This window comes from Collinsella sp. AM13-34, assembly GCF_003473055.1.
Classification (GTDB): domain Bacteria; phylum Actinomycetota; class Coriobacteriia; order Coriobacteriales; family Coriobacteriaceae; genus Collinsella.
On the sequence record NZ_QRLE01000013.1, the window covers coordinates 61,609 to 81,926 of the forward strand.

14 protein-coding genes are annotated in these 20,318 nt (G+C 62.6%); 1 reads left to right on the forward strand and 13 read right to left on the reverse strand.

Features of this window, described 5'->3' with window-relative positions; translation table 11 throughout:
* Nucleotides 1–222: 222 nt before the first annotated feature.
* Nucleotides 223–2,676, reverse strand: a complete 2,454-nt coding sequence (pheT, locus tag DW151_RS06840) for a phenylalanine--tRNA ligase subunit beta (protein ID WP_118335054.1) — start codon at nucleotides 2,674–2,676, stop codon at nucleotides 223–225.
* Between the two features lie 161 nt (nucleotides 2,677–2,837).
* A complete protein-coding gene (pheS, locus tag DW151_RS06845; protein ID WP_055250566.1) occupies nucleotides 2,838–3,914 on the reverse strand; it encodes a phenylalanine--tRNA ligase subunit alpha in 1,077 nt (358 codons plus the stop codon).
* Between the two features lie 505 nt (nucleotides 3,915–4,419).
* Between pheS and DW151_RS06850 the strand changes: the two genes are divergently transcribed.
* A complete protein-coding gene (locus tag DW151_RS06850) occupies nucleotides 4,420–5,994 on the forward strand; it encodes a carboxypeptidase M32 (protein ID WP_118335056.1) in 1,575 nt (524 codons plus the stop codon).
* Between the two features lie 205 nt (nucleotides 5,995–6,199).
* On the opposite strand, the gene glmM is transcribed toward DW151_RS06850, so the two are convergent.
* The 11 genes from glmM to DW151_RS06905 form a co-directional block, all read right to left on the reverse strand.
* Nucleotides 6,200–7,531 carry a phosphoglucosamine mutase gene (gene glmM / locus DW151_RS06855; RefSeq protein WP_118335058.1) on the reverse strand — a complete coding sequence of 444 codons (1,332 nt, stop codon included), beginning with the start codon at nucleotides 7,529–7,531 and terminating at the stop codon, nucleotides 6,200–6,202.
* Between the two features lie 83 nt (nucleotides 7,532–7,614).
* Entirely contained in the window at nucleotides 7,615–9,927 is a 2,313-nt protein-coding gene (locus DW151_RS06860) for a DUF4012 domain-containing protein (RefSeq protein WP_118335060.1), read from the reverse strand.
* A 149-nt stretch (nucleotides 9,928–10,076) separates the two neighbouring features.
* Nucleotides 10,077–11,099, reverse strand: coding sequence for a DMT family transporter (locus DW151_RS06865; RefSeq protein WP_199408161.1), 1,023 nt, complete (start codon nucleotides 11,097–11,099; stop codon nucleotides 10,077–10,079).
* Between the two features lie 148 nt (nucleotides 11,100–11,247).
* The gene (locus DW151_RS06870) at nucleotides 11,248–11,928 is read right to left on the reverse strand and encodes a signal peptidase I (RefSeq protein WP_118335062.1); all 681 of its coding nucleotides are present in this window, start codon (nucleotides 11,926–11,928) and stop codon (nucleotides 11,248–11,250) included.
* Nucleotides 11,928–14,000, reverse strand: a complete 2,073-nt coding sequence (locus DW151_RS06875; protein ID WP_118335064.1) for a DUF2357 domain-containing protein — start codon at nucleotides 13,998–14,000, stop codon at nucleotides 11,928–11,930. Before DW151_RS06875 ends, DW151_RS06870 begins: the two co-directional genes overlap by 1 nt.
* Before the next feature lie 69 nt (nucleotides 14,001–14,069).
* A complete protein-coding gene (locus DW151_RS06880) occupies nucleotides 14,070–15,761 on the reverse strand; it encodes a hypothetical protein (RefSeq protein WP_118335066.1) in 1,692 nt (563 codons plus the stop codon).
* Complete coding sequence (locus DW151_RS06885; RefSeq protein WP_117800558.1) at nucleotides 15,754–16,500, reverse strand: signal peptidase I; 747 nt, start codon at nucleotides 16,498–16,500, stop codon at nucleotides 15,754–15,756. The genes DW151_RS06880 and DW151_RS06885 overlap by 8 nt, the downstream gene beginning before the upstream one ends.
* A 60-nt stretch (nucleotides 16,501–16,560) precedes the next feature.
* Nucleotides 16,561–17,394, reverse strand: coding sequence for a hypothetical protein (locus DW151_RS06890; RefSeq protein ID WP_118335068.1), 834 nt, complete (start codon nucleotides 17,392–17,394; stop codon nucleotides 16,561–16,563).
* On the reverse strand, nucleotides 17,394–18,383 hold the full coding sequence (locus tag DW151_RS06895; RefSeq protein ID WP_118288857.1) for a hypothetical protein: 990 nt from the start codon (nucleotides 18,381–18,383) through the stop codon (nucleotides 17,394–17,396). The genes DW151_RS06890 and DW151_RS06895 overlap by 1 nt, the downstream gene beginning before the upstream one ends.
* Nucleotides 18,384–18,397: 14 nt before the next feature.
* Nucleotides 18,398–19,234: a hypothetical protein gene (locus DW151_RS06900; RefSeq protein WP_118335070.1), complete on the reverse strand. Its 837-nt coding sequence runs from the start codon at nucleotides 19,232–19,234 to the stop codon at nucleotides 18,398–18,400.
* Nucleotides 19,235–19,245: 11 nt separating this feature from the next.
* Nucleotides 19,246–20,130 (reverse strand): hypothetical protein, encoded by an 885-nt coding sequence (locus DW151_RS06905; RefSeq protein ID WP_118335072.1) that lies wholly within the window; start codon nucleotides 20,128–20,130, stop codon nucleotides 19,246–19,248.
* Nucleotides 20,131–20,318: the final 188 nt, after the last annotated feature.

The following is a 20,318-nucleotide window of genomic DNA, read 5'->3' on the forward strand; positions in this document are numbered from 1 at the left end:
AATTGCAGCGCCGCTTGAATAACCTTGTCAGTGTTACGTAATGTCATATTCGTAACACGCCGCAGGCTATGATAGCAAAACGGCGCGCCGCCACAAAAGCAGCACGCCGTTATGTAATGCGCGTGTCATATATGCAGGGTCAACGGTGCCTTATTCCGAACACCGCGGTCGCGCAGGGCTCCGCAGCAACCGCCATCAGGCCCCACGCTCCCATCGCAAGCCCTAGCCGCGGACCTCGCCGTTTACGCCCTTGCACACCTTGGTGACGATCTTCTGGTGCGCCTTCTCGACCTCTTCGCTGGTGAGCGTGTGGTCGTCGGAGCGATACGTAAGCGCAAAGGCCATGGACTTCTTGCCCGCTCCGATGCGGATGGGATCGCGGTAGACGTCGAACAGACGCACGCCCTCGAGCAGTTTGCCGCCGGCGCTGGTAATACGGCGCTCAAGATCATCGCAGGTCACAGCGTTGTCGACCACGATAGCAAGGTCGTGCTCAACAGCCGGGTACTGTGAGAACTCGCGGTAGTTCTCCTGATTGCGGGCGCCCTTGATCAGCTTGTCCAGATCGAGCTCAAAGGCAACGACGACCTCATCGATGCCCATCGCCTCGCGCGCCTCGGGGTGAATCTCGCCAACCCAGCCCAGCACGGTGCCGCCGGACAGAACCTCGGCCGCACGACCCGGCTGCAAGAAAGCGTAGCCCTCGCCCTCGACGGGACGGAAGCGAACCTTCTCGATGCGCAGCTGGGCGAGCAGCTCCTCGACAATGCCCTTGCCAAAGAAGAAGCGCAGCTTGCGGTACTTCATGTTCCAGGACTGCTCGCTCCACTGGCCCGAGAGCACACCCGCCACGGACTTGGTCTCCTTGGGCAGGCTGGCATTCTCGCGGCCGTGGAACAGGCTGCCGACCTCGTACAGGTGCACGTTGGGCGTGCCGTGGGCCTCGTTGTAGGCCACGGACTGCAGCAGGCCCGGCAGCAGCGAACGACGCATCTCGGTCTGCTCGGCTACCAGCGGGTTCATGAGCACCACGGGGCAACCTCGGCCCTCGGTGGACATACCGATCTTCTCCAGGTCGCCCGGGGCGGCAAAGCCAAAAGTCGTGGTCTCGTTGAGGCCGCAGGCGCGCAGGATCTCGCCGACCTTACGGGTGAGCTTCTGCTCGCGGGTCAGGCCGCCGATGTGGTTCTTGGCAGCCGGGATGGTCGCCGTCACGCGGCCCATGCCCCATAGGCGCAGGACCTCCTCGATCAGGTCGATCTCGCGCGGCAGGTCGGGACGGAAGCTCGGCGGGGTAACCATAAAGTCCTCGCCGTCGCGCTCGACGGTGCAGCCCAGACGGGTAAGCGAACGCTCGATAAAGTCGGGCTCGATGTCGGCACCGCAGATGGCATGCACGCGGGCCAGGCGCAGCTTAATGCTGTCGATGGTCTTGGGCGCGGGGAACACGTCGACATAGCCGGGAGCAACCTCGCCGCCGGCAATCTCCTCGATGAGCGCGCAGGTAACGTTGGCGACATCCACGCAGCCGGTCTCGTCAACCTGGCGCTCAAAGCGGATGGAGGCGTCGGAGATCAGCGACAGGTCGCGGCTGGTGTGCGAGGTGCGACCGGCGTTGAAGCAGGCGCTCTCGACCATCACGTCGACGGTGTCGTCCTCGATCTCGGAATCCATGCCGCCCATAACGCCGGCCAGCGCCACGGGGCGCTCGCCGTCGGTGATAAGGCCCATGCCGGCGTCGAGCGTGCGCTCCTCGCCGTCGAGCGTCGTGAACTTCTCGTCCTGCTGGGCGGCGCGAACCACCACGCGACGCCTGCCCTCGCGTTCGGCAAAGGTGTCCAGGTCAAAGGCGTGCAGCGGCTGACCGGTGAGCATCATCACATAGTTGGTGATGTCGACGATATTGTTGTGCGGGCGCACGCCCAGGGCGTTGAGGCGCTTGACCATCCAGTCGGGCGACGGGCCGACCTTCACGTTGCGCACGATGCGGGCGACATAGCGGTCGCACAGGCCCTCGTCGGCAATCTCGACCGAAAGCTCGTCGTCGGTCGCGCGGCCGGTCTCGGCCTTGATGGCGGGCAGCTTAACGTGGAAATCGCGGTCGAAGATGGCGCCGGTCTCGCGGGCCATGCCGATCATGGACAGACAGTCGGGACGGTTGGGCGTGATCTCGCAGTCGAGCACGGTGTCGCTCGAGCCCACGTACTCGGCAAACGGCATGCCGCAGGGCGTATCCTCGGGCAGGATCATGATGCCGGAGTGGTCGCCGCCCAGGCCGAGCTCGCGCGCGGAGCAGTTCATGCCCATGGACACGACGCCGCGAAGCTTGCTCTTCTTGATCTTGACGTCGCCGGGAAGCACGGCGCCGATCATGGCCGTGACGATGTGGTCGCCGGCCTCGAAGTTCTGCGCGCCACAGACGATCTGCAGCGGAGCGGGGTTGCCGTCGGCGTCGAGATTCTTGTCACCCACGTCGACCGAGCACACATACATGTGGTCGCTATCGGGGTGCGGGGTCTTGGTGAGCACCTTGGCAGTCACCACGTGGTCGAAGGACTCGCCCACGGTGTCGATCGCCTCGACCTCGGTGCCGGTACGGATATATTCGTCCGAAAGGGTCTTGGGATCCTCCGGAATATCGATCATGGTCTTGAGCCAGTCGTAAGAAACGCGCATCTAACTGGTCTCCTTTCATAAATACGGCTTTGAGCCGGAAAACTGCAACGGAGACGGGTTTTCCAAGTGCCGCAGATTGCCTTGAAAGAGGAGGGCCGCGTACTTAGGTACGCAACCGACGATTGAAAGGCAAGGTGCGGTGCTTGGGAAAGCCGCCGGGACTAGAACTGATTTAAGAAGCGCATATCGCCCGTCATCAGCGTTCGCAGATCCGGCAGATCGTAGCGCAGGGCCGCGACGCGCTCGGCGCCAATGCCAAAGGCGAAGCCGGTGTACTTCTCGGGGTCGATGCCGCAGTTGATCAGGACGTTGGGGTCGACCATGCCGCAGCCCAGGATCTCGATCCAACCGCTGTGCTTGCAGAAGTTGCAGCCCTTGCCGCCGCAGACGTGGCAGCTCACGTCCACCTCACAGCTGGGCTCGGTGAAGGGGAAGAAGTGCGGGCGGTAACGCGTCTTGCGATCCTCGCCAAACATGCACTTAACAAAGTAGTCGAGCGTGCCCTTGAGGTCGCCAAAGGTGATGCCCTCGTCAACGACCAGGCCCTCGATCTGGTTGAACTGCGGCAGGTGGCAGGCGTCGGCCGTGTCGGGACGATAGACGGTGCCCGGGCAGATCATGTAGATGGGCGGCTTCTGCGACTCCATAGTGTGGATCTGCACGCCCGAAGTCTGGGTGCGCAGCAGCACGTCGGACTCGCCGTGGGCGTGAGCCTCGGGGTGCGCGACGCTGCCGGGGTTGTTGTCGACCACGTAGAAGGTATCGCGGGCCGAGCGGCTCGGGTGATCCATGGGGGCGTTGAGCGCGGTGAAGTTGTAGTAGGAGGTGTCGACCATGGGGCCGGACTCGACGGTGTAGCCGATGCCGCAGAAGATGTCCTCGGCCTCCTCGATAATCTGCTTGATCAGGTGCTGGTGGCCGATCTGCGGACGGATGCCCGGCAGCGTGATGTCAACGGCGTCGTGCTCCAGTGCGCGCTTGAGGGCGGCGGCCTTCATCTCGGTGTTGCGCTCGTCGAGCATTCCCTCGATCAGCTGGCGCATCTCGTTGGCGCGCTTGCCCATAACGGGGCGATCCTCGGGGGCGAGCTTGCCCATCATACGCATCAGGCCGGTGATGCGGCCCTTGCGACCGAGCAGCTCAACGCGCGCAGCCTCGAGCTTGGCTGCGTCGTCGGCGCCTGCGACGAGCTCCTTGGCCTCTTCCTCGAGTTTGACCAGATCATCAATCAGACTCATGTCTTCCCTTTCGTCTCTCGCGCTCTCCGTTTGCCGAGGCGGCTGCCGCCGTCTGGCGTTGTGAAAACGCGGCCCGGTTCGGTAATAAAAAAACCGTCCTCGGGCGTGTGCATTGCCCAAGGACGGTTGAATTCCGCGGTACCACCTTGTTTGACCCGGCGGATGTCTGGCCCGCCGTGCCCACTCTGCGCCCCTTATCGCGAGGCTCACGGCTTCCCTACTGGGGCTTCGCCGCCGCTAGCCGCGCGCCCGTTGAGGTCGCTGCTCGGGAGTGAACGCTTGGCCCTTGCCACCGCAGGAAGGCTTGCAGCCCATGACCTTCCCTCTCTTGCCGGCGACGCGGCGGGCAAAACCCTCTCCGTCAACGCATTGGGCTACAGGATACCACATTGTGTGGGCGTATCGCCGCGTTCCGTTTTGTTCGTGCTGGGTACAAGGCAGGTAGCTGTGCAAACTGGCCGCGCGCCCACCCGAGGCGCTCGGCTCACGAGATCAAGGATATGGTATGGGAAAGAAGCACGATAAGAAGGCCGAGCCCGCAGCGGGCAAGACGCCCAAAGGCATGAAGGTCGATAAGGCCGTCAAAAAATTCCGCAAGCTCGAGGGCAAGCTGTGGACCCGCGAGTACCTGCTCAAGATTGCCGAGTTTGACGGCGCGACCATTGCTCCCGCCAACGGCGCCGCGGCCCGCGCCGATGCTATGGGCACCCTTGCCGGCGAACATCACAAACTCCTGACCAGCAAAAAGTCTGTTGAGCTTGTGCGCTCTCTCGCGCGTGAGACGGTCGCGGGCGGAAAGATCGACGACCCGCAGCTGCTCGATGAGATCCGCGTGCTCGGCCGCGACCAGCGCGAGGCAAGCGCCATCCCCACCGAGGAGGCCGAGGCCTGGACCAGGCTCACCTGCGAGGCCGACGCCGTGTGGCACAAGGCCAAGACGGCCAATGACTGGGCGAGCTTTGAGCCCTATGTGGATAGAATCGTCGCCCAACTTAAGCATCAGGCCGAGCTCATGGACCCCAAGCGCGACCCATACGATGTTTGGCTCGACCAGTACGAGCGCGGCCTTTCCGCCAAGAGCTTCGATGCGTTTTGCGATGAGGTCAAGGCGACGGTCGTGCCGCTCGTGCACGCCATCGGCGAGCGCGGCCAGCAGCCCGCTGCCGACTTTTTGCACGCCCGCGTGCCCGAGGCCGCCCAGCGCGCCATGAGCTTCGACCTTATGAAGCTCGTCGGCCTGGACCTGAACGACACCACGCTTGCCTTTACCGAGCACCCGTTTAGCGAGGGCTTTGCCGTGGGCGACGCGCGCATCGCGACGCACATCTACGAGGACGACTGCATCTCCAACGTCTACAGCATCATCCACGAGGCGGGCCACGCCATGTACGAGCTGGGCGTCAATCCTGCCTATGCGCGCACCTGTCTTGAAGGTGGCACCTCCATGGGCATCCACGAGAGCCAGAGCCGCTTTTTCGAGAACACCGTGGGCCGCAGCCGCGCCTTTATGGGCCCGCTGCTTGAGGTACTGCGCCGCCACGCGCCCGAGGTCTACGGCGACGTTGACGAGGACACGCTCTACCGCGCCGTGAACATCGCGCAGCCATCGTTGATCCGCACCGAGGCCGACGAGCTCACCTACCCGCTGCATATTATGGTGCGCTACCAGATCGAGCGTATGCTGTTTGCCGGCGAGGCCACGGCCAAGGATATCCCCGCGCTTTGGAACCGCTTTATGGACGAATACCTGGGCATTCCCGTTCCTGACGACACGCGCGGCTGTCTGCAGGATACGCACTGGAGCGGCGGCTCGTTTGGCTACTTCCCCACGTATGCGCTGGGTAGCGCCTACGACGCCATGTTTGTGCCGGCCATGTGCCGCGACGACGTCGACCTTACCGGTGCCTGCGCGAGCGGCGACTTGGCACCCGTCCGCGCATGGCTGGGCGAGCACATTTGGCAGTGGGGCCGCGCCAAGGACGCGCCGGAACTCATCAAGGGCGCCTGCGGCATGGCCTTTGACGCCCGCTACTACTGCAGCTACCTGCAGGACAAGTTCACCACACTGTACGAGCTGTAAGGATTGACCAGCACGCCATCGCCAACGCCAACTATGTTGACGCCAATGTCTTGGCAACGTCAGCGAAAACGACCCTAAGCGAGCAAGGTGACGTGAAATGAAAGGGCGCTGACCTTCTGGTCGCGCCCTTGAAATTGAACGTCAGATTGCCGCTTAGGGGCGTTTGCAGCGTCGAGCAGTTACGCGGTTTGGTAAAACCGCGTAACTACAGAGCCTCCAGTGCGTTGGCGATGCGCTTCATGGCGGCGTCGGCGGCCGATTGGTCCGGAGCCTCAGCCAGCACGCGAATCACCGACTCGGTTCCGCTCTTGCGCACCAGCACGCGGCCCTCGCCCGCCAGTGCGGCCTCGGCCTCGGCGATGGCGGCCTGCACGCCCATGTTGCCCAGCGCGGCGTCCTTATCCGCCACGCGCACGGCAACCTGCGCCTGCGGCAGCAGCTTGCACGGAGCCGTGAGCTGCGAGAGCGTCTCGCGCTCGGCACGAATCACTTCCATCACGCGCAGCGAGGTCATAATGCCGTCGCCCGTGCGCTCGATATCGCCAAAGATCGTATGACCCGTCTGCTCGCCGCCCAGGCTGTAGCCGCCCTCGCGCATCTTTGCATACACGTGACGGTCGCCCACGCCGCTGGTCACGGCGCTCAGACCGGCAAGCTCCAGCGACTTGACCAGGCCAAAGTTGCTGGCGATCGTCGGCACCACGGTACCGCCCGAGAGGCGCCCGTGCTTGTTTAGATACACGCCGCACACGTACAGAATCTGGTCGCCGTCGACCACGCGACCGCGCTCGTCCACGGCCAAGCAGCGGTCGGCATCGCCGTCGTAGGCAAAGCCCACATCCAGTCCCTGCTCCACCACGTGGCGCTGCAGGCGCTCCATATGCGTAGAGCCGCAGTCGACGTTGATGTTAAAGCCATCGGGCGCGGCGTTGATCACGCGCACATCGGCGCCCAGCGCGTCGAACACCGGCTTGGCCACCGAGGACGCCGAGCCGTTGGCGCAGTCGAGACCGATCTTGACGCCCTGTAGCGAAAAATTCGAACTCGCAATGAGCGAGGCGATATAGCGGTTGCGCCCCTGCATGTAGTCCACCGTGGCGCCGATGTGGTTGCCCGTGGCCAGCGGCACCTCGCTCTTGCCATCGATGTAGTCCTCGATGAGCTCCAGTACGTCCTCGTCCATCTTAAAACCGTCGCTGTTGACGAGCTTAATGCCGTTATCGCAAAACGGGTTGTGGCTCGCACTGATCATGATGCCGCAATCGAAGCAGCCTTCCACGGTCTGATGTGCTACGCCCGGCGTGGGGATCACGTGCAGCATATAGGCGTCCGCACCGCTCGCGACCAGGCCGCTCACTAGCGCCGCCTCGAACATATAACTCGAGCGACGTGTGTCCTTGCCCACGATGACGCGCGCCTTGCGCTCGCGGTTGGCGCCGTAATACCAGCCCACAAAACGGCCAATCTTATAAGCGTGCTCTACCGTCAGCCCAACGTTGGCCTCACCGCGAAAGCCGTCGGTGCCAAAGTACTTCATGCGCTCTCCTTACAAAATAGGGGCGAACAGATTGCCTGTCCGCCCCAAAATGGTACTCGATTATCTGCGCTACCAGAAAAATCCTACGCCGACGCGCTGTCGCGAGCCGCCTGGCATGTAGGAGTCTGACGCAGCGTAAGCGGCTTGTCCCCCGCCTCGGCCGACGTGGTCAGCGTATATGTGATCGTCGTCGTCTCGCCAGCATGCAGGTCAACGGTGCCCGAATAGAAGGGGATTCCATGCCACGTAGCGGCGCCAAGACCAAACTGGGTGCCCTCGACGGTCAGATCAGTAATGTTGCCGCCCGTCGGTGCAAACAACGAGACATTCAGACGCTCGTCGTCGCGCGCTGCATCGGGTGCGCTCGCCGCGACGTAGTCGGGCAGCTTGCCTGCCTCCTCCTGCGTCATGATGTTCGTCAGGGTAACGGTGATGCGATACGAGCATGTGCCGTCACCGTTCTTGATGCCCTGGCCAATCTGCGTATCGGCATTCAGGTACCAGTCGAGCTTGGAGAAGCTCAGGTTGTTAAAGTAGACACCAGCAACGGGATCTTCACTCGGGTCATCCGGATCGGGCAGCGAGGCGTCGATGTTCATCTGCTTGATAGCGTTCTGCTCGTCATCGTTTTTCATCCACGCGATCAGGCGGCCCTCTTCGGCACCGCGCTCAACGGCGCTGACAAGCTTCGTAACATCGACATCGCCGATACCGCCAAGGATCTTGTCGAAGGCAGCGCTGGCGACGGATGCAAAGATGCCGTCAGACTCCTCGACCGGATAGTTCCAGTACACATCGTGCATGAGGACCTTTGCGGCGTTGGTGCCGTCGACAACCGTTCCGTCGGGCAGCGACACATTACCGACCAGGCCCAGCAGATACTGCAGGAACACTGGGTCAATGCCCACGACGCCGTCAACGTCCTGGCCATATTGAGATTTCCACAGGGCTGCGACACGCTGCGAGTTGCGGGGCCAATCGGGCGAATAGGTATTGCCCGAGTTGTACAGGTTACTGTGGTTGCCGAACAACGCCTCATCCTCTTCGTCGACGCTCTCGACCGCCTCGTCCTCGCTGAGTCCAATGCGGGGAACAAACTCGCCGATCGACATCTGGCCGTCGGTGACCGAAATCAGGCCCTGCGAACCGCCAAAGCCGCCGCAGGCACGAATCTCGACGTTGTTCATGGCGTACATAAGGTAGTTGCGCGTCTGGCCGTTGGCGCCGAGCATCTGGGGAAGGACGGGGGCGACCTTCTCCGCCGCGTCAACCGCGCCGTTGAGGGTGGCAAAGCCGTCCTTGGCCTTATCGACCAGCTCGGTCACCTGGGAAATATGAGTATCGCCAATGCCCTGGATCTTTTCGTTGGCGCTCTTGAACACCTTCGAGCTGTTGGAAAGCGAATCGGCGACCGCCTGCAGCGCGGACACGTTAATCATGCCATCCTGGAACAGCTTGCCGGGCGTTGCCTGCGAGAGGTTGTCGGCCATGGGAATCAGCGCGCCGCTAGAGACATCGGACAGGGCGTCGATCATGGTGCGGGCAGCATTGATGTCGCTGCCATACACCGGGATAAACGAAGCCGCCGTCCACAGCGGGCTCGAGGTCTCCGCCTTCATGCTGTCGCAGAGCTCATCGATCTTCTTCGCGTCGTCAGGCAGCGTCGAAAAATCGCCCGACGTGACCTTGTCCTTAAGGCCACCGACGATCTCGACAGCCTCCTTCGCTTCGCTCTTTACGGTCTTTGCCGAGTTAAGCAGCATAAAGCCGCTTGCGCCAAGCGCAACGAGAAGCACCGCGACTACAGCGGCAATAATGGCGCCAGTGTGACGCCTTTTGCGCTCGCCCTTGCGATGGCGATGACGGACCAGACCGTCAGAGGTCGAACTCGACGAAGCGTCGCTACCGTAGTTCAAGCCAAAATCGTAATAATCTTCCTTGGAACCCGAGCCCGCAAACTGGGCACCGCTATCATCCAGGCGGGCGAACGTGCCAGTCTCGGAGGCGCCGGTGTAAATCGTGCCAAGGTTACCCGTAAGCCCCGCGCCACCGGCAGAGGGAGTATTGTTGGCGGCCTTGCCGGCATTAACGTTGCCGGCGGTATTCGCGGCGTTGGCAGCACCTGCGTTGTTCGCAGGTATCGAAGGGGCCCCGCTCGGCTGCGACGTGGAGGTTGCACCGCCCGCAAAGACATTCCCTCTTGCACGGCCGGTCTTTTTTGCCTTTTGAGACTGCTCGTACAGAGCGGTAAACATCGCCGTCTCGCCCGGGGACACGCGCTTACCGGAACCGCCCTGCCCAGCGCCGCCCGGCGTGCCGGCCTTACCAGCCCCGTTCGGACGCGGCGGAACTGCAGGACGGCCGCTATCGCTGCCCTTAAAGTGATTACCAGCCATAAAGAAATCCTCGCAATTGAGTCGCAATGAAAAAGTCCATAACGTTACTAGTTTATGGCATTTTGAGCATCGACAGCTAAACTCCAGACACGGACATCAATTGGCGAAAATGCGGCACAACACCTTTTCCGTCCTGGCGGCGGCGCCAGCTACACCGTCAAAAACACCATCGCGATAATCATGGCAAAGCCCGCCAGGTCGGTGGGCAAAAACACCGTTCCCAGCATAAGGGCGCTGGTGATGGTGGCCGAAACCGGCTCCATGGTTCCAAGGAGGCTCGCGCGCACCGAGCCAATCTCCTTAACGCCCTGCATGTAGAACATATAGGCGAAGAACGACCCCACCACAATAAATATCGCGAGCGCGCCGACACCCGAGGGGCCGAGCGCCGGCATATGCGCCCACGGCTGGGTAAAGATACTCATCACGATTCCCGCCGAAAGCATGGCCGAGCCCGTGACGACCGGGCTACCGTATTTGTTGAGGATTCCGGCAGGGATGATTGCTATGCAGGCACCGCCCACTGCGCACAAAAGGCCCGCGAGCAGGCCCATCGGCGAGATGCTGAGCGTACTGGGGTCGCCGCCCGTGGCGATCAAAAACGTTCCGCCCAATGCGAGCAAAATGCCAAGAGCCTCGCGCGTGCGCGGCAGTCGATGCGCGGTGACGCAGGCATACCCCATGACGACCACCAGCTGCAGGCACTGGAAGACGGTCGCGGTGCCCGCGTTGGTCAGGCGCACGGCTGACAGATAGCAAAGCTGGTTGAACAGCAGACCAAAGATCGTAAACAGAATAAGCTGCTTGCGATCGGCGGGGGTAGTCCACAGCTCGATCAAGCGGTCGCGGTCTTTTCTGAGCACAACGAACATAAAGAGCAGGCCAGCGATAACTTGGCGCACGCTCATCAGCCAAAACGTCTCGATATGGCACACGTCAAAGAGGTAGCTGGCGCTGGTGCCAGAAAAACCCCAAAACGTACCGCCGGCAAACGCGGCGAGCGTGCCCAGGGCCATCTTGCGCGTCTGGGCATCGTTGAGGCGGTCGCGCCATGCGCGGCGGGTGCTGCGGCTAAGCTCGTCAGTTCCCTCGGGCACGACAAAATCGGCCGCCGCCGTCATCGGCACCGAAGCCTTTTTACGTGCACGCTGCGCTGTGCGCTCCTGTTCCATTCCACTCCCCCGAAATCAATTGGCAACAAAGCGCTCAAACTGTAGCACGAATATTGATATGGAAATGCGGGCGATTCGGAACATCTACGAGCATCCAAATTGCAAGGACGAAAGGCGCGGATAAGCTATGCCGAGCGGTTGGAATCGTCTAGGCGCGGGGGCTGGCTTCCGCACTTCCCTCAGCACGCTCGCCGTCGACCTGCTCCTTGGCGCTGTCCTGGCTCTCCTGCTCGCGGCGGCGCTTTTCGCGAATCTGCTCCACAGCCGCGCGCAGGGCAGTCTCGTCTTCAGCGCGCGCCACCTCTTGCGTGGTCTTGACCATATGGCGAATTTCGAGCACCAGCAGCACGATCAGCGGCACCACGATGAGCGGAAAGAACAGCAGCGGATTGGTGAGCAGCGAGACCACCACGCCCAGTCCCGCCGAGACAAAGACCACGCGGCCCACCACGTCGGCGGCGGGCACGGGCGCGGCATCCTCGCCCGGATTGGCATCGCCCTTGGTGCGGTAGATCGGGGCGCCGTCGGCGGCGGCCTCCACGGATACGATGCGGTGCGTGTTGAGCGAACCCTCCAGCGCGTCATCGGACGAATGGAAGGTGATGATGTCGCCCACCTGATAGGCCTGGCCGTCGCCGGTATCAACGACGATAAACGAGTGTACGGGAATCGCCGGCTCCATCGAGCCGGTCAGCGTACGCATAAAGCCGTAGCCCATGATGGTGGGAATCTCGCCGGCGGGCGTGAACACCGTGCGCAGCAGCACCACAAAGGCGACCAGGATCACCACGGTCGCCAGCACGTTGATCACGCGGAGCACATGCTTCATCACTTGTCGTCGTCCTTTGCGGAAGTCTCGGGGTCGGCAGCGACCTCGCCCTCGGTGGCATCCGCCGCAGAAGCGCCATCCTCGTCAGGCGCGGCGACCACGCCCTCGCCAGCCTCGCCGCGCAAGCGGGCCAGCAGATAGCGCAACAGGCTGTTGCCCTCGGCACGGCGCTCGGCACGAGCGCGATCACGCACGGCCTGCTCCAGCTCGTGCGTCAGCGCGTCCAGGCGCTGCTGCATCTCCGCGCGAGCAGCTTCGACCTCGCGCTCGCAAGCGGCACGGACGGCGGCGACTTCCTGCTCGATGCGCTCCCCTGCCGCAAGCTCGGCTGCGGCGATACGCTCGTCGGCGTCGGCACGGGCCTCCTCAGCGGCACGCGTCGCGGCATCGCGCTCGGCAGCGACGGCGGCGACCTTCTCGCCAGCATCCACCGCGGCCTGCTCCACAGCAGAATCGGCGGCCGCGTGGGCGGCATCGATCGCGGCATGCAGCTCGGCAACCTCCTTGGCGCACGCCTCGCGCACGCCGGCAAGCTCGGCTGCGGCGGCGTCCTTGGCGGCCTGCAGCTCGGCAGCGTCGGCAGCCGTCTTGGCAGCCAAGGCTGCGGCAGACTCACTCTTGACCCGCGCGACTTGCTCGGCAGCAGTCTGCTCGGCAGCCGCGACCCTAGCATCTGCGTCGGCGCGGGCGACTGAGACCTCGGCATCGGCCTCGGCGCGCATCCGCTCAAGCTGAGCCGCCGCGGTCTCACGTGCTTCTGCAGCGGCATCCTCGGCAGCCTTTTTACCGGCCTCGACATCCTCCAGCGAGGCGCGCAGTTCCTCGACATCGGCCTCGGCAATCTGTGCGCGCTGCGTCAACGCCAGCTCGCGTGTCTTGGCCTCGTCCAGTTCATCTACCAGATCGTCGCGCTCATCGGTCAGCGCGTGCGCCTGCACTTTCCAGGACTTCAGCTGCCCCTGGAGCTCCTCAATCTGCTCGCGGGCCTCGGCCAGCGCCTGCTCGGCATCGAGCTGGGCCTGCGTGACCTCCTCCACAAACACACGACGAACCTCAACATCGGGCAGGTCGGGACTATCGACCTGCACCTCCTTGATCTCTTTAATAAACTTGGGCGCCACCGGCGCGTGTTGCACGCTCTCAAGCTCCTGCAGGTTGCGCTCGTCGTCGGTCAGGCTCTTAAAGACGGTGTAGTTGTTGATGAGGTTGGTGTACATCTGCACCATGTACTCGTCGTCGAACGCCAGCGCCTGCTGCTGCACGTCGATGTTGTAACCCACCTTGTCGTAGCGCTCCATAAACTGCCACAGCTGGTAGCACTTGCGGTAGTTGGGGTCTTTCATGATGAGGTTGGTGCGCTGAATGGGGCTGCGAACCGCACTGCAGCCGTTCATGATCTGGCAGAACGACGCGCCGCGCAGCGCCATGACCAGGCGGCGCACGCGGTCGATGCGCATAAAGACGTCCATGTTGTCAGCGTCGTTCTCGGCGAAGCTCTGACGGTTTTTGACCGTCATCTCCACGCTGTACTCGATCTCTTCGTACGCGTCGTCGATCTTACTGTGCATCTTAAAGCGGTTGCGGATCTCGTTGCCCGTCGACCAAAAGATCACGTCGGTACGCTTATCCACAAACGTCAGCAAGCGCTGAATCAGATGGTAGATAAAGCGGTTCTCGTACAGGTCGTACGTCTCGACGGTATTGACGTTGAGGATGCGCGTAGGGTGAACGCCGCCGTCCTCACTCGGCGCCAAAAACTGCGTGTTCTGGCTCAGATGACGGACGCTGTCGGCGCTGATCTTTTTAGCGAGCGAGACCGGCACCACCTCTTCCTCGGTGGTGATAAAGCGGCGCGGCTTTTCGATGATGGTGTTGATGGCGTCGAGCGAGTCCTCGATCATGCTGATCCATTCCTCGTCCACCACCTTGACGAGCTCCTCGCGCTGCTGTTCGATCGTGGTGCCCGAGGCCTGCGCCATCTCAAACAGATAGCGGAAGTAGCGGCTGTCCTCCTGGATGGGCTCCATCTGCTCGGAGAAGCTGGTATAGAGGTCCTGAATGGTCTCGGACATGGGTTACTCCATAGATTGGATCGATCGGAAAGGGGCGGGGCGACATCACGTCGCCCCGCGCTTACGACATTAGTAGAAATTCTGGATCCGCTGCAGGTACATGACGGAATCGGGCAGACCGCCCTCGCCAAAGGTCTTCTCAATGTACTCGATCAGGCCCTTCATCTCGTCGCGCACAAAGCTCACGTTCATGGACTCAAACTTCTTGAGCACCTTGCGGGCGATGATGTAGTCCATGCCGCCCAGCTCAGTGCCGCCGCACGCCACGTACACGGGGATAAAGTCGTACATCTGCTTGATGATACGGTTACCAAAGGCCAGCTTAAAGCGGGTCTGCAGGTACTGGTCCAGCTTGTGCATCTTCTGGAGCAGCTCCTCGTCGATCACATACTCGACCTTGGCCTTTTGGAACAGATACTGCAGGTGGTCGGCCGTCACGTGCACGCGCTCGTGCGGCTCGCACTCAAACGCGTCGGCGCGCTCGTTGAGCTCGATGGGGATCGCACGGTCGTACACCTTGTCCGTGATGGTAAAGGTGGAGTCGTCGTTGTTGGCCGTGCCGATAAACCACAGGCTGTCGGGAATGGTGAGCTTGCCGTCGTGCAGACCCCTGGGATCGGCGGCCCACTGGGTGGGCACCAGGTCGAGCACCCACTCGTCGTGGCTGGGCATCTCGAGCACCGACAGGATCTCGGCAAAGTAGTACTCCACGCGGGCGAGGTTCATCTCGTCGAGCACGATCATGGACGGGTCCTGGCGAAGGCCCGCCTCATACACGGCGCGGAGGAACTCGGTCTCGTTAAAGCGCTTGGAAAACTCGTTGAAGTAGCCCAGCACCTCGGTGCGGTCGCGGAAGCTCGGCTGCACCGAAACGATGGTCGCGGGGTTGTCCAAGTAGCGGCTAAAGCTGTAGGGCAGCGACGTCTTACCGGTACCCGAGATGCCCTCCAGGATCAGCAGCTTGGAGGCGGCCATGCCGGCCACAAAGCGGCGGATGACCTCAGGCGTGTAGTAGAGCTTCATCTGGCTGCAGGCGAACGCGCGGAAGCTGTCGACAAAGTCCTCCAGCGAGATGGCATCGTCGTAGGCCGGCGATTCCCAGTCGCGGTACTTAAGGTCCACAAGGGACAGCTTGGGGAAGCGGTTGGCCTGGGCGATCTCTTTTTCCTCGGCAAGGGTCTTGGCCTCAACGGTGGCCTTGGCCATGGCGGCCGCGGCATCCTTGACGCCCTCGCCATCGAGCGCGAGCGACGCGTTGCCCGACACCACGGCAGCCGTGGCGCCCTCGCCCGCAGGCGCGCCCGCGGCGGCGCCCACCACGTTGCCCACCGTGGGCAGGTGGTCGTCGGCCAGGGCCGAGGCGCCCACGTACGGAATCTGCTTGGTGCCGCCCATGGCATTGACCTTGAGCGCCAGCAGCTTGTTCTTCTCGTCCATGAGGTCGAGCACCTGCTTGTTCAGGCGACCGATCTCGCGATAGAGCGCCTTGTTGGACGTGTCATCGCGATGCAGGCGGCGGTTGATGCGGTAGCGGTGAACCAAAATGGCCACGATCAGCACGGGGACCGCGATGAGCATGGCAAACAGAATGATCGCGCCGATCTTGCCCACGATGTCGAACGTGGTGAAGTAGGTCATAAAGATGTTGAAGTACTCAACCCAGCCAAACACCAGAAGGTTAAGGATGGAGCTCACAGCGGCAACGACGTTGTAGACAACCTTTGCCAGCAGCTCCCAGGCAAATCCCAGAAACTCACTCACCGTCGGTATCCTCCTGCTTGGTCGCGTTCATCGCCGCCTCGGCCTCGGCCTTCAGACGACGGGCTTCCTCGAGCTTGGCCTCGGCCTGGGCAAGCTGCTCGGCGGCGTTATCGGCCGTGACGGTAGTGTCACCCTTGCCCTCGGCGTCCACGATGGCAGCCGCGGCGGCCAGGCGGTCCTCCTCGGCCATAGCGCGCTTAAGGTTCATGCCCACCACGATGAGGTGATACACCTGGTAGATAAAGAACAGCAGCATGGGCAGCACGATCACAATGAGGAAGCCCATGGAGCTGGACAGGAAGTCCATGACCTTGCCCATCTGCGGCAGCGCGAACACGTACTTGCCCACGATATCGCCGTCGCTGATGATGTGCGTATCGGCCACGTCGTTGTTATCGCCCTTGGTGGTAAAGCTGCGCATGCCGTTGACCTCGTCGATGGCGGCGATGCGGTGCGTGTTGAGCGCGTACTCGTTGTCGATGATGGTATGGAACGTCACGATGTCGCCCACCTCGAGCTTGGAGGTGTCACACTTTTTGATGAAGATGAGGTCGCCCTTGTTAAACGTGGGAGCCATGGAGTCGGACTGCACGGCGAGCGGGGTGAAGCCGGCGATGTCCGAGACGCTGCCGTCCTCGCGCGTGGCGAGCGTGGTAAACGCATACAGGGCCGCCACCAGGATGATGATCCACATGACAACGCTCAGCGCGATGGATGCGACTTTTTTAACAGATTGCATGATGTCCCTTACTACCGTGTCTGTCTAGGTCGTGCGCGGCCCGATGGCCGCCGTGCGTATCTACTGTTCCTCGATGCCCTCGAAGCGCATCGAAACCGAATAGTTAGCTCCCTTTAGCATATTAGTGCAATTTGGGTCCGTTCCCTCGAGCCATATGCGAACGGTTACCGGCTTGTCCGTTTCTGTTATCAGGTCGAACATGTCGCTGGCCGCGGTCGCCTCGCCCGAGTCGAGCCCAAAGACGGTGGCCGAGCCAGATGAACCGCCGCCCCCGTTAGGGTTGTAGACCCAAGTATGACCGTCGGCGGTAAAGCTCATGCGCATGGCGCTTGCCATGCCCTGCGTGTCGGAGCTGAACCGCGTGTCGGACACGCCGCCGTCGCCATCCTGCCCGGTCAGGCGAACGCGCAGGTCCGTACTGCTCATAAAGTGCAGCGTGAACTCCAGGTAGGCACCGGTGGCGGGATCGGCAGTGGAACCGTCTTCGAAGGTAAAGGTCTGATAGTCGCTCGTGGTGACGGGCTTGAGCCTGGATGCATCGATGTCCACGCCCTTTTCGCTGGCGATGCGTGCCGAGATCTGGTCGAAGCCCAGGCTGTGCACGTATTCGTCGAATGTGGCGTGCTCGTCCAGGTCAAAGCGCAGCGAGCCGTCGGCGTTGGCATCGATCATGAGCATGCGGGTCTTGGCGCTATCGGCGATGGAGAACCAGGCGAACGTTGCCATGGCTATCGCCACCAGCGCAAACAGCACCAGCACCACGGTGGTGGTGAGCTTGCGGCGCAGGTCGGTGTCGGCGGGCGCGGCGGCGGTGGCGGGCCGGGGTGCGCCGACGGTGGCTGAGCGGCGGTCGCCGGTGGTCGGTCGGCGATCGCCTGGCGTAACACGTGCCATTATGCCTCACCGTCCAGGGTCGCAAAGAGCGCCAGGTGCAGGGTGCCCGGGTCTTGATGCAGGTAGTCGGCGCTATCGGGGTCGGTGCCCTCGATGTAGTAATAGATATCCAGACGATAGGTCTGGCCCAGCGCCAGCGTGGTGAGCGAGTTTTGCGGGCGCTCGGCCGTCTCGCCGGCGTCCAGGGTAAAGGCGGCCGGGTCCTGCGTCACGTTGGCACCGCAAGCGAGCTGGCCGTTTTGCCAGCCCAGCAGCATGCCATCGGCGTAGCCCGCCAGGCCCGCAGGCGCGGTCGTGGGATGCTCGCCGCGATGGCCGCTGTCGGAACTGTCGAGCTCAAAGATGTTGGCGGCAAGCACCTGGCTGCCGCTCGAGATCTTAATGCCTACGCGGGCTGCACGCAGCAGCTCGGCGTTGGCGTCCTGCGGGACCAGCGGTTCGGCCAGATACAAGCTGACCTTACCCTTTACTTTGCTGGCGCCCGTGCCCGTAATGGTGGGACGCAGGTCGATCCAGCCGTGATAGTAGGTGGAGCCGTTGTCTTTTGCCTGCTCAAATACCGTGGCATCGCCGGCCGAATTGTTTTGCGCGCAGGCAGCAAAGCCGTTGAGGTCAAAGGTCGAGACCGGGTAGAGCGTCGCGGCCCCGCTCGCGGTGGAGGCCAGAGACGCATCGCCCTGCTGCGACCAGCTGCCGCGATCGGCATCGCCCAACTCCAGCGCCAGCTTGGACGTGTCGCTGTGCACGCTCACCGAGTTGGTGTTGACCTTCATGTTGCTGGTAAACCAGGCGTAGGTCGCGGCGCCCAAAGTGGCGGCGAGCGCCACCATAACGAGTGCGATGTAGGCACGCGCGCGGCGGGCGTAGCGGCGGGCGACGGCGCCCTCAGGGCGTGTGCGCTCGGCGACCGCGCTGGAGGGGACCGCGGGGCTCGTGCCCTCGGTTTTGGTCTCGCGGCTATCTGCTGGCATGTGCTGCTTATCTTCCATGACGATTCGCCCCCTTATGCCTTGGCCGCGGCAAAAGCAAGCTGCAGCACCACATCGCGGGCCTGGGCCTCGTCGATGCAATTGGCGTCGCAGCCTTCCATGTACACAACGTAGCGAACGCTTGCCACCTCGTTGGCGGCCAGCGTGCAGATGGGCGTGACGCCTGCGCGCGCCGTGGGCGTGTCGCCGGTGCCGTCCATGCTGTAGGCGCTTATGGCGCGTGCGGGATCGGCGGTGTAGATCCAGCCCGAGGCGCCGGCTGCCGCAACCACGCCGTCTTGCGCGGTGGTGCGCCTACTGGTGGCGCCTGCGGTGTTGCCCAGGTCATCGCAGGTAAAGATATGCGTCTGCGTGCCCGACTGGGTCGTAATGACCAGACCCAGGCGCAGCGCGGCCAGCAGCTGCGGATCGCTCGTCACGCTCATCTGGCCCTGATACAGGTACACGTTGAGCGCGCTATCGCTGCCCTTAAGGTACAGCGTGCCCGAAAGGGCGTAGTCGTCCAGCTGCGCGGTGCAGTCGGCGTAGTCGGTCGTAACGCCGGCGGCGTTTTGGAACGTGCCGCGCCAAAAGCGGGAAAGGTCTGCCGTCGAGATGGGATAGAGTGTCTTGTCGGCGGCGGCAAGCGTTGCCGTTGTGTCCCAGGGCCCGTTGGCCGAAAGACCAATCTGCAGGTCGGCGCCCTCGTCGCTTACCGTGTGCGCCACGGGCGTCACGTTGGTGTAGCGCGAGTTGCTAAACCAGGCGTAGGTGGCGGCGCTCAAGGCGGCTACCAGCACCAACATCCATGCGGCCGCGGCAACCATGCGACGACGCGAGATTAGGATATCTTTGATGTTCGATGCACTCATCCCTGGCCCCCTTACGAACGCTTACCGGCAAAGCGCAGCGCCAGCGATTGCAGGCTGGTGGCGGCCAGGTTGTTGGTGCAGTCGGGGTCGCAGCCTTCCAGCCACACGTACACATCCACGCGCACGGGCGTGCTGCGATTGGCGCCCTCGGCCGCGGCGGGCAGGCTGCAGATCTTGGTCGTGGCCTCCTTGAGGCTCACGACACCGGTGTCTTCGTTATAGTCGCAGAAGTTAGCGCTGGTCAGCTGGTCAAAATGAACCGTGGCGCCATCGGAGCGGGTGCTGTCGAGCACCAGGTGGTTCTGCTCGCTCTCGCCGGCATCCTTGCCGTCGAGCGTGTTGTAGCGCGCCTGGGGATTGTGCTCGCCCGAGACCTCAAAGACGTACTGGCCCGTCACGGTATCGCCCTGTCCCGGAGCATAGGTAACCAGTCCCACGCGCAGGGCGGTGGAGATGGGGTTTGCCGGATCCTGCTCGGTAAAGTCGATACCCGACAGGTACACGTCGGTCGCGGCCGAGTTGGTGGCCAGGTACAGGGAAGTCTTGTAGTAGTCGGAATGCTCGGCGGCGCCAAACATGCTGGCAAAGAGCGAGTCCTGGGTGGTTCCGCCGGTAAAGCCCGTTACCTTTTGGAAGCCGTTAAGCACGTTGTCGGTCGAGACGGGATCGAGCAGGCCCGTAAAGCTCAGGCCGGCGTTGGTTTTGTATTCGCCGTCGTACTCGTTGGAGATGAGGAAGGTCACGCCCGTGCCCGCGGCCATCTTGACGTCGGTGATGTGGCGGTTGGCGTTGTAGATGTACCAGGCATATGTTACGGCTCCGGCAGCAGCAAGGGCCACCAGCAACGTGGCGAGCATGCGATTGAACTGTTTTCGCAGTGAGCGCGCGTCCGACATGTCCCTCCCCCAGATGCCGCATCGTAAACTACCTGGACACCATTTGCCCATAATGGGAATATTTTACGCGAACGTGCAGTTCATCGGGGGTACAAACGCGACTTTTCGCGTGCTGCTCGCGCCGGATCGGGGGCCGATAGGGTCGCAAGTGGTTGATTTCCGATCTCAGCCGAACACATTGAGCAAAT

Bases quoted from the DNA above. Each gene is read 5' to 3' on its own strand.
- pheT (WP_118335054.1), bottom strand. From the start codon at position 2,676: ATGCGCGTTTCTTACGACTGGCTCAAGACCATGATCGATATTCCGGAG.
- pheS (WP_055250566.1), bottom strand. From the start codon at position 3,914: ATGAGTCTGATTGATGATCTGGTCAAACTCGAGGAAGAGGCCAAGGAG.
- DW151_RS06850 (WP_118335056.1), top strand. From the start codon at position 4,420: ATGGGAAAGAAGCACGATAAGAAGGCCGAGCCCGCAGCGGGCAAGACG.
- glmM (WP_118335058.1), bottom strand. From the start codon at position 7,531: ATGAAGTACTTTGGCACCGACGGCTTTCGCGGTGAGGCCAACGTTGGG.
- DW151_RS06860 (WP_118335060.1), bottom strand. From the start codon at position 9,927: ATGGCTGGTAATCACTTTAAGGGCAGCGATAGCGGCCGTCCTGCAGTT.
- DW151_RS06865 (WP_199408161.1), bottom strand. From the start codon at position 11,099: ATGGAACAGGAGCGCACAGCGCAGCGTGCACGTAAAAAGGCTTCGGTG.
- DW151_RS06870 (WP_118335062.1), bottom strand. From the start codon at position 11,928: ATGAAGCATGTGCTCCGCGTGATCAACGTGCTGGCGACCGTGGTGATC.
- DW151_RS06875 (WP_118335064.1), bottom strand. From the start codon at position 14,000: ATGTCCGAGACCATTCAGGACCTCTATACCAGCTTCTCCGAGCAGATG.
- DW151_RS06885 (WP_117800558.1), bottom strand. From the start codon at position 16,500: ATGCAATCTGTTAAAAAAGTCGCATCCATCGCGCTGAGCGTTGTCATG.
- DW151_RS06890 (WP_118335068.1), bottom strand. From the start codon at position 17,394: ATGGCACGTGTTACGCCAGGCGATCGCCGACCGACCACCGGCGACCGC.
- DW151_RS06895 (WP_118288857.1), bottom strand. From the start codon at position 18,383: ATGGAAGATAAGCAGCACATGCCAGCAGATAGCCGCGAGACCAAAACC.
- DW151_RS06900 (WP_118335070.1), bottom strand. From the start codon at position 19,234: ATGAGTGCATCGAACATCAAAGATATCCTAATCTCGCGTCGTCGCATG.
- DW151_RS06905 (WP_118335072.1), bottom strand. From the start codon at position 20,130: ATGTCGGACGCGCGCTCACTGCGAAAACAGTTCAATCGCATGCTCGCC.